The following is a 12,516-nucleotide window of genomic DNA, read 5'->3' on the forward strand; positions in this document are numbered from 1 at the left end:
CCCCCACCGCCGCCGCACGCAGCGAGGAGCAGTGCCAGGCACAGTGGGACGACCTGGATCGCGGACGTTGGACGGCTGAAACGGGGGAACGGCATTGAACTTGTCTCCGGGCAAACGAGGCAAAAGGGAGGCGAACGGGGCAGAAGGCTGATCGGGCGATCGAGGTTTCGAGGGACCTCTTGGTGAAGCTGCGAAGATGAATCAGCAGTGACTTAGGGTCAAATTAAATAAACAGCCCACTTCGATATGAACAACGTATGGACTTGAGAGCACTGCGCTACTTCGCCGCCGTGGCCGAGACCGGCCACATGACGCGTGCCGCCGAGCAGTTGGGCATCCAACAGCCGCCGCTGAGCCAGCAGATCAAGGCTCTGGAGCGCGAGCTGGGCCTGGCGCTGTTCAAGCGCCATCCACGCGGCATGGCGCTCACCGATGCGGGACGCCGCTTCCAGACCGAGGCGCTGCGGATGCTGCAGGACATGGAGGCGATGAAACAGCGCATGGCGCGCGTCGCGCGCGGGCAGGAAGGTGAACTGTCCATCGGCTTCACCAGCTCGGCGGCAGCACACCGCTTTCTGCCCGACGCGCTGCGGGACTTTCGTCAAAGCCACCCGGGCGTTGCACTCAAGCTGAGCGAAAGCAATGCCGCCGAGCTGACCGAAGCGCTGGCAGCCGGGCGCCTGCATTGCGGGCTGTTGCGCATGCCGGTGGCCCGGCCGGAGGGATTGCACTTCGAGACGCTGCTGCGAGAGCCGGTGCTGGTGGCAATGCATCGCGACCATCGCTTTGCCGGAGAGGCCGGCCCGGCAAGGCGGCTCGCCCCGTTGTCGCTCGCCCGGCTTTGCGAGGAGGGACTGATCCTCGTCAGGCGCCCCGGCGCACCTGGCCTGTACGCCGATCTGCTGACGCTGTGCCAGGCGCAGGGATTGCAGCCGCGGGTGGTGGCCGAGGTGGATCGCATGATGACCAACCTGAACCTGGTGGCGGCAGGCGTCGGGCTGTCGGTGGTGCCGGCCTCCATGGGCGGCGTGCATCCCCACGCGATCCGCTATATCGCGCTGGCGGACAGCGCGGCACTCGACGCGCCGCTCACGCTCGTGTCGCGCGAGGGAGAGGACAACCTGCCGGCCCTGCATTTCGCGACGCTGCTGCGCGTGCGCGCCGCGGCCGGATGACGATGCGGCGCCGCACGGTCGTTCGATGGGGCCTGGCGGCCTGCGCGTCGCAAGCCGCTTGGTGCGCGCCGCGCAGGGCAATGGCGGCGCCTGCTCCGTGGCCGGATCGGCCGGTGCGCCTGCTGGTCGTGTACCCACCAGGCGGCGTCAGCGACGGCATGGCCCGGGTACTGGCCCAGCCCTTGTCGCAGGCACTTGGCGTGCCGGTGCTCGTGGAACATCGCGCCGGCGCCGGCGGCAGCGTCGGCATGGCCGCGCTCGCGCGCGCTGCGCCCGATGGCTGCACGCTTGCCTTCTCGGCGATCAGCCCGCTCACGCTGCAGCCGCTCCTCACGCGGGTGCGCTACGACCCTGTGCGAGCCTTCGTGCCTGTGGCCAGCGTGATGCGAACCCCGGTGCTGGTGGTGGGCACCCCGGCCTTCGCGGGACGCGGCTTCGGCGCGCTGGTTGCACTGGCACGGTCGCAGCCGGCCGCCGTGCGTTGGGCCAGTTCGGGGGTGGCGACGCTCGGCCACATGGTGCTGGTGCAAGTGCGCGCGCAGAGCGGCGCGGTCATCACGCACATTCCTTACCAGGGTGGCGGCCCGCAGCTCAAGGATGCGCTGGCCGGACACTTCGAGGTCCTGTCGACCAACGTGGCGGCGCAGCAGCTTCAGTACATCGAGAACGGCCGGCTGCAGCCGCTGGCGGTCGGCGCACCCGCCCGCCTCGACGTGCTGCCCGACGTGCCGACGCTGGAGGAGCTGGGCTTTCCGCAAGCCAACCTGGTGTCGCTCTTCGGCATCTTCGCGCCCGCTCGAACACCCGTCGGCGTGGTGCAGCGGCTCAATGCCGAGATCAACCGCATCCTGAACACGGAGGCGCTCAGGCAGTGGCTGCGCGAGGCGCACAACCTGCCGGCTGCCGGCAGCGTCGAATCGTTCGCGCGCGAGATCACGCTCGACCGTGTGCGTAACCGAACCCTGGTCGCCGGGCATGCGGCGCTGTTCGACTGATCCACGCGGGCGACCGGGGCAAGGCGCCGGCCGACAGCCGCATCGATTGCTGCGGCGCAGAATGAGTCACGCCATAACAACATGAGCCGATACGGCTCCAGACGCGATCATGAGCGCAGTCACGCCCGCTGCATCCGCCAGCACGCCCTCCGCGGTCCCGCACTACACCGCGGAAGAAAAACGACGTCGCATCTTCGCCATCGTGGGTGCCTCGTCCGGCAACCTGGTCGAGTGGTTCGACTTCTACGTGTACGCGTTCTCGGCCATCTATTTCGCGGCCTCGTTCTTTCCCAAGTCCGATCCGACGGCGCAGTTGCTCAACACGGCAGGCGTGTTCGCGGCTGGATTTCTGATGCGGCCGATCGGCGGCTGGTTGTTCGGCCGCATCGCCGACCGCAAGGGCCGCAAGTATTCGATGGTGGTGTCCGTCACGATGATGTGCGCGGGCTCGCTCGCCATTGCCTGCATGCCGACCTACGCGAGTATCGGCGCCTGGGCGCCGGTGCTGTTGCTGCTGGCTCGGCTCTTCCAGGGCTTGTCGGTGGGCGGCGAGTACGGCACCACCGCCACCTACATGAGCGAAGTGGCGCTGAAGGGACAACGCGGTTTCTTCTCGTCGTTCCAGTACGTCACGCTGATCGGCGGGCAGTTGCTGGCGGTGCTGGTGATCGTGGTGCTCGAGCAATTGCTGAGCGAGGCCGAGCTGAAGGCCTGGGGCTGGCGCATTCCCTTCGTCATCGGTGCGCTGACTGCGGTGGTGGCGATGCAACTGCGCCGCCAGCTGCATGAGACGTCGAGCGCCGAGAGCCGCGACAACAAGGACGCGGGCACGCTCGCCGGCCTGTTCCGGCATCACAAGGCGGCGTTCTTCACGGTGCTGGGCTTCACCGCGGGTGGGTCGCTGATCTTCTACACGTTCACCACCTACATGCAGAAGTACCTGGTCAACACGGTGGGCCTTCCGATCAAAACGACCAGCTACGTGATGACCTGCGCGCTGTTCGTCTACATGTGCCTGCAGCCGGTGTTCGGTGCCTTGTCGGATCGCATCGGGCGGCGCAACAACATGCTGCTCTTCGGTGCCCTGGGCGCGCTGGCGACCGTGCCGATCCTGACCGCGCTGCAGCATGTGACCAGCCCGGTGGCCGCCTTCGCGCTCATCATCGTGGCGCTGGCGATCGTGAGCTTCTACACATCGATCAGCGGGATCGTGAAGGCTGAGATGTTTCCGCCCGAGGTGCGTGCGCTCGGCGTCGGACTTGCCTACGCCGTGGCCAACGCGATCTTCGGCGGCTCGGCCGAGTACGTGGCGCTGGGTCTCAAATCCCTTGGCCACGAGTCGGCGTTCTTCTGGTACGTGACGGCGATGATGGCGATCGCCTTCGTGGTGAGCTGGAGGCTGCCGCGGCAGGCCAGCTATCTGCATCACGAGCATTGAACGCCGCACGCGGCGCAGGGGCGTCAGCCCTCGGACTGCCAGAGCTTCGGGTAGTCCGTGACGAAACCGTCAGGGGTGACGACCAGCAGCGCCTCGTAGTCGAAGCGTGCGGCTTGATACCAGTAATCGGATTCGGTGCGGCGTTCGTAGGTCTGCACCAGTGCGCTGAGTCCTTCGTCGTCGAGGTCGAGCCAGGCTGCGGGCGACTCGGCGCTTTCACCGACGCTCAGGTTCAGTCGGCGCAATGCCAGAAGGTTGGTGGCAGGTGTGAATCCCAGGTCGAGGTCGGTGCAGTGAGCAAGTCCCTGTGCCGGCTGGTCGTTGAGAGTCCAGGCACCGTTACTGGCGCGGGCGATCGCGTAGTCGACTGCCAGCGAGCCGACCCATCCGCGCACGCGGCCCCATTTCGCATGCCAGGCCTTGTCGCAATGCACGCGATAGTCCAGGCGGGCCGGCTGTCCGTTCTCGCTGCGGAACACAGCCGCCCCGTCGAGTTGCCATCCGTCGCCGTGCTTTTCGAGGCGGCAGGCATCGTGGCCGGGCAGGTCGAGCCGGCGCCAGAACATGGTGGCAACGATTTGCATGATGGCCGACATGATGGCATCGATGCCCCCTGCGCACCAGTGCCAGCCCGCCAGCGTTCAGAATCCGTGACGTGACAGTTGCTCCGATTCGCCGCATCGCTCACCTCGACATGGACGCGTTCTATGCCTCGGTGGAACTGTTGCGCTACCCGCAGCTCAAGGGCTTGCCGGTCGTCATCGGCGGCGGCCGGCGCAGGCTGGACGAGGCGCTTCGTCACGTGCCGGAGGGCGGCGCGCTGGCCGACATTCCCGTCGCAGCCTTTCCTCTGCTGCGGGACTACGTGGGCCGCGGCGTGATCACCACGGCAACCTACCCCGCCCGGCCTTTCGGCGTCGGCTCGGCCATGGGGATGATGAAGGCGGCCAAGCTGTGTCCGCAGGCGATCGTCCTGCCGGTCGACTTCGATGAGTACCGGCGCTTCTCGCGCACCTTCAAGAAGATCATCACCGACACCGCTCCATTGATGGAGGATCGCGGTGTGGACGAGGTGTACATCGACTTCACCGACGTGCCCGAGGGTCAGATCGAAGGCGGGCGGATGCTGGCTCGACGGCTCCAGCGCTCCATCTACGACGCCACCGGGTTGACTTGCTCGATCGGCGTCGCTCCCAACAAGCTGCTAGCCAAGATGGCCAGCGAGTTCGAAAAGCCCAACGGCATCTCCGTCGTTTTCGAAAGCGACCTCCAGACGCGCATCTGGCCGCTGCCATGCCGCAAGGTCAACGGCATCGGACCCAAGGGCGACGAGAAGCTCCAGCGCCTCGGTATCCGTACCATCGGTGAGCTTGCGGCGCGCGATCGCGCGTGGCTGGTCGAGAACTTCGGCAAAGCCACCGGTGCCTGGATGCATGAAGTGGCTTGGGGGCGTGACGATCGTCCGGTGGTGACCGAGAGCGAACCTGTCTCGATGAGCCGCGAAACCACCTTCGATCGCGACCTGCACGCCGTGCGTGACCGGGCCGAACTGGGCGCGATCTTCACGCACCTCTGCGAAAAGGTGGCGGAGGATCTGCAGCGCAAGGGATATGTCGGCAAGACCATCGGCATCAAGTTGCGCTACGACGATTTCAAGATCGCGACCCGTGACCAGACCATCCAGCGCTTCACCGCCGATGCAAAGATCATCCGGACGACAGCGGGACGTTGCCTCAAGCGCGTGCCGCTGGAGAAGCCCCTGAGGCTGCTCGGGGTGCGAGTAGGTGCGCTGGTAAAGGCGGAGAGCGCTGAAGCGAGGGTTGAGCCGTTCGGGTCGATACGGTCAGGCATGGAAACCACCGCTTCGCTTTTTTGAGGCATCAGTTGCAAGCGGCCGCGCACTTGCGGCAAGTACGGTGTCCTACAGAGCATTTCGTCGCGCGCCATCTCGCGGAGTTGGCTCGCCGAGTGCACTCTGTCACTCAAACTTCGAGCCACCTTCATGTCAGCCAACGCGAGCGCGCATCCCACCGAACTTGCCAACGGCCTTGTCTACGTGGAACCAGGCATGGCCGGACTGAGCCGCGTCAAACACGGAGCACATTTCCGCTATCGCGACTCTCAAGGCCGCTGGTTGCGCAACGCGGAGGACATTTCACGCATCAGGAGGTTGGCCATTCCGCCCGCTTACACCGATGTCTGGATCTGCCCGCTGGCGAATGGGCACCTGCAGGCGACAGGCATGGACGCCCGTGGCCGCAAGCAATACAGGTATCACGCCGAGTGGCGGCTGATGAAAGACGAGACGAAGTTCGAGCGTCTCGAACTCTTCGGCCGGGCCCTGCCGAAGATCCGGGCACGTGTCGTGCGTGACTTGCAAGCCGGCAGCAAAGAGACGTCACCGCATCGAACGACCGTGCTTGCCACGCTCGTGCGTTTGCTGGACATCACCTTTTTGCGCGTCGGCAATGAAGAGTACGCGACCAGCAATCGCTCGTACGGACTTACCACTTTGCGCAACAGGCATGTGAGCGTGCGCGGAGCTTCGTTGGAGCTACGGTTTCGAGGCAAGAGCGGGATTCTTCACGCCGCGAAAGTCGATGACCCCAGCGTGGCTCGCATCGTACGCCGCTGCCAGCAGTTGCCGGGACAGGAATTGTTCCAGTTCGAAGACGAAGACGGTGAAGTTCGGAGCGTGTCTTCCAGCGACGTCAACGACTACCTCCGGGATGCCGCGGGCGACAACTTCACGGCCAAGGACTTTCGCACGTGGCACGGCACCGTCCAGGCGCTGGAACTTACGCGTTTGGCTTGCAGCACAGAGAACCAACCCTGCGACGACAGCGTCTCTCGCTCGTCACGCTTCAGCGCGAAAGAGATCCTCGCCGCGGTTGCGAAGCAGCTCGGAAACACACCGGCCGTTTGCAAAAAGGCATACATACACCCGGCAGTTCTAGCGCTAGGCGCCAAGCTTGCCAGCGATTCGGGGCAAATGACGGAAATTTGGGACGAGCTTGCAGGGAAGAAGAAAAGCGTTCGCCGGCTTTATTCCGCCGAGGCGAGATTGCTGGCGTTCTTGCGGCAATCGAGAATGGATGCGAAGCGGGCGCAGCGCACGCTGGTCCCCAAAGCTGGCAAGGGTTGACGGGTTGACGGTCCTAGTGCATTGACCCTGGGCATTTGCTTCTGCCAAGAGCAGTTGACTGGGTACAAGAGGCCGAAGCAGATTGAATTTCGGGAGAGTCTTCCGAAGACGAATGTTGGGAAGATACTGAGGCGGCAGCTGCGGCCGGGGGCTAGTGCGTAGGAATGGCGGCTAGGGTGGCTGCGGGTGGGTTGGGCCACCGAGGCGTGGTCGCGCACTTGAATAGCCACGACGGTTGCTGCTCGGCATCTGCACGAGATTGAGTTGGGTGAAACGCAAAAAGCCCAACCTTGTGGGGTTGGGCTTTTTGGGGCTGTAAGAGCCTGACGATGACCTACTTTCACACGGGAACCCGCACTATCATCGGCGCTGAGGCGTTTCACTGTCCTGTTCGGGATGGGAAGGAGTGGGACCACCTCGCTATGGTCATCAGGCATAAAGGGTTGCTGTCCTGGTTTTGCGCCAGGACGGCGAATTCATAGAGTGGAATCAGTGGTATTTGACTGCGTCACTTGGCATAACTTCTTTGATTTGCTGATCAAAGTTATAGGGTCAAGCCGCACGAGCAATTAGTATCGGTTAGCTTAACGCATTACTGCGCTTCCACACCCGACCTATCAACGTCCTGGTCTAGAACGACTCTTCAGGGGGCTCGAGGCCCCGGCAGATCTCATCTTGAAACGAGTTTCCCGCTTAGATGCTTTCAGCGGTTATCTCTTCCACACTTAGCTACTCGGCAATGCCACTGGCGTGACAACCGATACACCAGAGGTGTGTCCACTCCGGTCCTCTCGTACTAGGAGCAGGCTTCCTCAAATCTGCAGCGCCCACGGAAGATAGGGACCAAACTGTCTCACGACGTTTTAAACCCAGCTCACGTACCTCTTTAAATGGCGAACAGCCATACCCTTGGGACCGGCTACAGCCCCAGGATGAGATGAGCCGACATCGAGGTGCCAAACACCGCCGTCGATATGAACTCTTGGGCGGTATCAGCCTGTTATCCCCAGAGTACCTTTTATCCGTTGAGCGATGGCCCTTCCATACAGAACCACCGGATCACTATGTCCTGCTTTCGCATCTGCTCGACTTGTCAGTCTCGCAGTTAAGCACGCTTATGCCATTGCACTATCGTCACGATGTCCGACCGTAACTAGCGTACCTTCGAACTCCTCCGTTACGCTTTGGGAGGAGACCGCCCCAGTCAAACTGCCTACCATGCACTGTCCCCGATCCAGATAATGGACCAAGGTTAGAACCTCAAACGCACCAGGGTGGTATTTCAACGTTGGCTCCATGCGATCTAGCGACCGCACTTCAAAGCCTCCCACCTATCCTACACAGATCCGTTCAAAGTCCAATACAAAGCTACAGTAAAGGTTCATGGGGTCTTTCCGTCTTTCCGCGGGGAGATTGCATCATCACAAACATTTCAACTTCGCTGAGTCTCAGGAGGAGACAGTGTGGCCATCGTTACGCCATTCGTGCAGGTCGGAACTTACCCGACAAGGAATTTCGCTACCTTAGGACCGTTATAGTTACGGCCGCCGTTTACTGGGACTTCAATCAAGAGCTTGCACCCCATCATTTAATCTTCCAGCACCGGGCAGGCGTCACACCCTATACGTCCACTTTCGTGTTTGCAGAGTGCTGTGTTTTTAATAAACAGTCGCAGCCACCGATTTTTTGCAACCCTTTCATGCTCCGTTGTTCACTTCACACTAATAGGGCACACCTTCTTCCGAAGTTACGGTGTCAATTTGCCGAGTTCCTTCTCCTGAGTTCTCTCAAGCGCCTTAGAATACTCATCTCGCGCACCAGTGTCGGTTTGCGGTACGGTCGTGTGCAGCTGAAGCTTAGTGGCTTTTCCTGGAACCTCGTTCATTCACTTCACGAGCAAGCTCGCTCGATCGCTGGCCTCGGTATATGTCAGGCGGATTTGCCTACCTGACGCCTACATCCAGCTAAACCGGGACATCCAACACCCGGATGAACTATTAAGATCCGTCCCCACATCGCACTACACATCGGTACAGGAATATTGACCTGTTTCCCATCAGCTACGCATCTCTGCCTCGCCTTAGGGGCCGACTCACTCTACGCCGATGAACGTTGCGTAGAAAACCTTGCGCTTACGGCGAGGGGGCTTTTCACCCCCTTTAACGCTACTCATGTCAGCATTCGCACTTCTGATACCTCCAGCACGCTTTACAACGCACCTTCACAGGCTTACAGAACGCTCTCCTACCACGCACAGTAAACTGTGCATCCGCAGCTTCGGTAACTGGCTTAGCCCCGTTACATCTTCCGCGCAGGACGACTCGATCAGTGAGCTATTACGCTTTCTTTAAATGATGGCTGCTTCTAAGCCAACATCCTGACTGTTTTAGCCTTCCCACTTCGTTTCCCACTTAGCCAATTTTAGGGACCTTAGCTGGCGGTCTGGGTTGTTTCCCTCTTGAGTCCGGACGTTAGCACCCGGTGCTCTGTCTCCCAAGCTGTACTCTTCGGTATTCGGAGTTTGCCTTGGTTTGGTAAGTCGCCATGACCCCCTAGCCAAAACAGTGCTCTACCCCCGAAGGTAATACTTGAGGCACTACCTAAATAGTTTTCGGAGAGAACCAGCTATTTCCAAGTTTGTTTAGCCTTTCACCCCTATCCACAGCTCATCCGCTAGTTTTGCAACACTAGTCGGTTCGGACCTCCAGTACCTGTTACGGCACCTTCATCCTGGCCATGGATAGATCACTTGGTTTCGGGTCTACACCCAGCGACTAGACGCCCTATTCGGACTCGATTTCTCTACGGCTTCCCTATTCGGTTAACCTTGCCACTGAATGTAAGTCGCTGACCCATTATACAAAAGGTACGCCGTCACCCTTGCGGGCTCCGACTTTTTGTAAGCATGCGGTTTCAGGATCTATTTCACTCCCCTCCCGGGGTTCTTTTCGCCTTTCCCTCACGGTACTAGTTCACTATCGGTCGATGATGAGTATTTAGCCTTGGAGGATGGTCCCCCCATATTCAGACAGGATTTCACGTGTCCCGCCCTACTTGTCGCTAGCTCAGTACCACACAAGTCTTTTCACGTACGGGGCTATCACCCACTATGGCCGGCCTTTCCAAGCCGTTCCGTTAAGTCTTGTGCTATCACTAGCAGGCTTCTCCGATTTCGCTCGCCACTACTTTCGGAATCTCGGTTGATGTCTTTTCCTCGAGCTACTGAGATGTTTCAGTTCACCCGGTTCGCCTCGTTACCCTATGTATTCAGATAACGATACCTTTCGGTGGGTTTCCCCATTCGGAAATCTCCGGATCAAAGCTAATTTGCCAGCTCCCCGAAGCTTATCGCAGGCTATCACGTCCTTCGTCGCCTATCATCGCCAAGGCATCCACCACATGCTCTTATTCACTTGACCCTATAACTTTGACGTCTCTTCACAGAGATCCAAAGCTCATCAAGGAATGTGTCAGGTCTTTCACCTGACGCGTTATGCCGTCTTCAACTCTCGAATTGCTTCGAAGTGAAGTTCATTTGACGCAATCAAAATTCATGTTGCCGACGGCACAGTGGGCTCTCGCCCTTTCCGTCGACAACGCTGATTCGACTCTATGAATTTTTAAAGAACAGCCGATTGATCGAACAATTTCGATCAACAACAAAGAAGCCTCGCGTTTGACGCCAAGCCTCTTTGGTGTTGAAGAAATAAAACCAGGATGATGGTGGAGGATGACGGGATCGAACCGACGACCCCCTGCTTGCAAAGCAGGTGCTCTCCCAGCTGAGCTAATCCCCCGATGTCCTCTCGCATGGATATCAGAAGATGGTGGGTCTAGTTGGGCTCGAACCAACGACCCCCGCCTTATCAAGACGGTGCTCTAACCAGCTGAGCTACAGACCCATAAGTCGATCACTCGACCTCTTCCAACAACCGATAAGTGTGGGCGTTCAATTTGAACGACTGTTTTCCAGAAAGGAGGTGATCCAGCCGCACCTTCCGATACGGCTACCTTGTTACGACTTCACCCCAGTCACGAACCCTGCCGTGGTAATCGCCCTCCTTGCGGTTAGGCTAACTACTTCTGGCAGAACCCGCTCCCATGGTGTGACGGGCGGTGTGTACAAGACCCGGGAACGTATTCACCGTGACATTCTGATCCACGATTACTAGCGATTCCGACTTCACGCAGTCGAGTTGCAGACTGCGATCCGGACTACGACTGGTTTTATGGGATTAGCTCCCCCTCGCGGGTTGGCAACCCTTTGTACCAGCCATTGTATGACGTGTGTAGCCCCACCTATAAGGGCCATGAGGACTTGACGTCATCCCCACCTTCCTCCGGTTTGTCACCGGCAGTCTCATTAGAGTGCCCAACCAAATGTAGCAACTAATGACAAGGGTTGCGCTCGTTGCGGGACTTAACCCAACATCTCACGACACGAGCTGACGACAGCCATGCAGCACCTGTGTTACGGTTCTCTTTCGAGCACTAAGCCATCTCTGGCGAATTCCGTACATGTCAAAGGTGGGTAAGGTTTTTCGCGTTGCATCGAATTAAACCACATCATCCACCGCTTGTGCGGGTCCCCGTCAATTCCTTTGAGTTTCAACCTTGCGGCCGTACTCCCCAGGCGGTCAACTTCACGCGTTAGCTTCGTTACTGAGTCAGTGAAGACCCAACAACCAGTTGACATCGTTTAGGGCGTGGACTACCAGGGTATCTAATCCTGTTTGCTCCCCACGCTTTCGTGCATGAGCGTCAGTGCAGGCCCAGGGGATTGCCTTCGCCATCGGTGTTCCTCCGCATATCTACGCATTTCACTGCTACACGCGGAATTCCATCCCCCTCTGCCGCACTCCAGCGATGCAGTCACAGATGCAGTTCCCAGGTTGAGCCCGGGGATTTCACAACTGTCTTACATCACCGCCTGCGCACGCTTTACGCCCAGTAATTCCGATTAACGCTTGCACCCTACGTATTACCGCGGCTGCTGGCACGTAGTTAGCCGGTGCTTATTCTTACGGTACCGTCATGAGCTCTCTTTATTAGAAAGAACCTTTTCGTTCCGTACAAAAGCAGTTTACAACCCGAAGGCCTTCATCCTGCACGCGGCATGGCTGGATCAGGCTTGCGCCCATTGTCCAAAATTCCCCACTGCTGCCTCCCGTAGGAGTCTGGGCCGTGTCTCAGTCCCAGTGTGGCTGGTCGTCCTCTCAGACCAGCTACAGATCGCAGGCTTGGTAGGCCTTTACCCCACCAACTACCTAATCTGCCATCGGCCGCTCCATTCGCGCAAGGCCTTGCGGTCCCCTGCTTTCATCCGTAGATCTCATGCGGTATTAGCACAGCTTTCGCTGCGTTATCCCCCACGATTGGGCACGTTCCGATGTATTACTCACCCGTTCGCCACTCGCCACCAGGATTGCTCCCGTGCTGCCGTTCGACTTGCATGTGTAAGGCATGCCGCCAGCGTTCAATCTGAGCCAGGATCAAACTCTATAGTTCGATCTTGAATTTAACGTCTCTCTCGAGACAAACTCATAAAAACGGAATTGAAGTGAACTTCACTTCTATTCTCATGAGCATTTGAAAGCCTAAAAGGCTTCAGTTCCGAAGAACTTGGCCATTCGCCTCAAACGCCCACGCTTATCGGCTGTGTATTTTTAACGATCCCCACAAGTCCAAGCTCAAAATCTCTCGATCTCTTCGCTCTTCTTGTCTGCTTCGCTGCGATCAGCGGAGCCTTCGATTATCACACGG

6 protein-coding genes, 2 tRNA genes and 3 rRNA genes are annotated in these 12,516 nt (G+C 59.3%); 5 read left to right on the forward strand and 6 right to left on the reverse strand.

Annotation, left to right across the window (positions count from 1 at the left end; genetic code table 11):
* Positions 1-257: 257 nt before the first annotated feature.
* The 3 genes from B0W80_RS32575 to B0W80_RS32585 all read left to right on the forward strand — a co-directional run bounded on the left by B0W80_RS32575 (position 258) and on the right by B0W80_RS32585 (position 3,608).
* Entirely contained in the window at positions 258-1,175 is a 918-nt protein-coding gene (locus B0W80_RS32575; RefSeq protein ID WP_077003291.1) for a LysR family transcriptional regulator, read from the forward strand.
* Complete coding sequence (locus tag B0W80_RS32580) at positions 1,172-2,170, forward strand: tripartite tricarboxylate transporter substrate binding protein (protein ID WP_077003292.1); 999 nt, start codon at positions 1,172-1,174, stop codon at positions 2,168-2,170. Before B0W80_RS32575 ends, B0W80_RS32580 begins: the two co-directional genes overlap by 4 nt.
* 109 nt (positions 2,171-2,279) lie before the next feature.
* Positions 2,280-3,608 carry an MFS family transporter gene (locus B0W80_RS32585; RefSeq protein WP_077003293.1) on the forward strand — a complete coding sequence of 443 codons (1,329 nt, stop codon included), beginning with the start codon at positions 2,280-2,282 and terminating at the stop codon, positions 3,606-3,608.
* A 23-nt stretch (positions 3,609-3,631) separates the two neighbouring features.
* Here the strand turns inward: B0W80_RS32585 and B0W80_RS32590 are convergent, their stop codons facing one another.
* A complete protein-coding gene (locus B0W80_RS32590) occupies positions 3,632-4,192 on the reverse strand; it encodes a putative glycolipid-binding domain-containing protein (protein ID WP_083745785.1) in 561 nt (186 codons plus the stop codon).
* 110 nt (positions 4,193-4,302) lie between these two features.
* Here B0W80_RS32590 and dinB point away from each other — a divergent pair, with 110 nt between their 5' ends.
* The gene (gene dinB, locus B0W80_RS32595) at positions 4,303-5,484 is read left to right on the forward strand and encodes a DNA polymerase IV (RefSeq protein ID WP_083745784.1); all 1,182 of its coding nucleotides are present in this window, start codon (positions 4,303-4,305) and stop codon (positions 5,482-5,484) included.
* Positions 5,485-5,610: 126 nt separating this feature from the next.
* Complete coding sequence (locus B0W80_RS32600) at positions 5,611-6,753, forward strand: DNA topoisomerase IB (RefSeq protein ID WP_077003296.1); 1,143 nt, start codon at positions 5,611-5,613, stop codon at positions 6,751-6,753.
* Between the two features lie 321 nt (positions 6,754-7,074).
* Here B0W80_RS32600 and rrf read toward each other — a convergent pair.
* The 5 genes from rrf to B0W80_RS32625 all read right to left on the reverse strand — a co-directional run bounded on the left by rrf (position 7,075) and on the right by B0W80_RS32625 (position 12,261).
* Positions 7,075-7,187: ribosomal RNA gene (rrf, locus tag B0W80_RS32605) — 5S ribosomal RNA — on the reverse strand.
* Between the two features lie 114 nt (positions 7,188-7,301).
* A 23S ribosomal RNA gene (locus B0W80_RS32610) occupies positions 7,302-10,172 on the reverse strand.
* Positions 10,173-10,474: 302 nt separating this feature from the next.
* Positions 10,475-10,550: transfer RNA gene (locus B0W80_RS32615), tRNA-Ala, on the reverse strand.
* Between the two features lie 28 nt (positions 10,551-10,578).
* Positions 10,579-10,655, reverse strand: a tRNA-Ile gene (locus B0W80_RS32620).
* 71 nt (positions 10,656-10,726) lie between these two features.
* A 16S ribosomal RNA gene (locus B0W80_RS32625) occupies positions 10,727-12,261 on the reverse strand.
* Together the 16S, 23S and 5S rRNA genes with 2 tRNA genes alongside form the textbook arrangement of a ribosomal RNA operon.
* Positions 12,262-12,516: the final 255 nt, after the last annotated feature.

It is taken from the genome of Variovorax sp. KK3 (assembly GCF_001984055.1).
GTDB lineage: Bacteria > Pseudomonadota > Gammaproteobacteria > Burkholderiales > Burkholderiaceae_C > Variovorax.

Excerpts from the sequence above, each read along its gene's own strand:
- B0W80_RS32575 (WP_077003291.1), top strand. The coding sequence starts at position 258 with ATGGACTTGAGAGCACTGCGCTACTTCGCCGCCGTGGCCGAGACCGGC.
- B0W80_RS32580 (WP_077003292.1), top strand. The coding sequence starts at position 1,172 with ATGACGATGCGGCGCCGCACGGTCGTTCGATGGGGCCTGGCGGCCTGC.
- B0W80_RS32585 (WP_077003293.1), top strand. The coding sequence starts at position 2,280 with ATGAGCGCAGTCACGCCCGCTGCATCCGCCAGCACGCCCTCCGCGGTC.
- B0W80_RS32590 (WP_083745785.1), bottom strand. The coding sequence starts at position 4,192 with ATGCAAATCGTTGCCACCATGTTCTGGCGCCGGCTCGACCTGCCCGGC.
- dinB (WP_083745784.1), top strand. The coding sequence starts at position 4,303 with ATGGACGCGTTCTATGCCTCGGTGGAACTGTTGCGCTACCCGCAGCTC.
- B0W80_RS32600 (WP_077003296.1), top strand. The coding sequence starts at position 5,611 with ATGTCAGCCAACGCGAGCGCGCATCCCACCGAACTTGCCAACGGCCTT.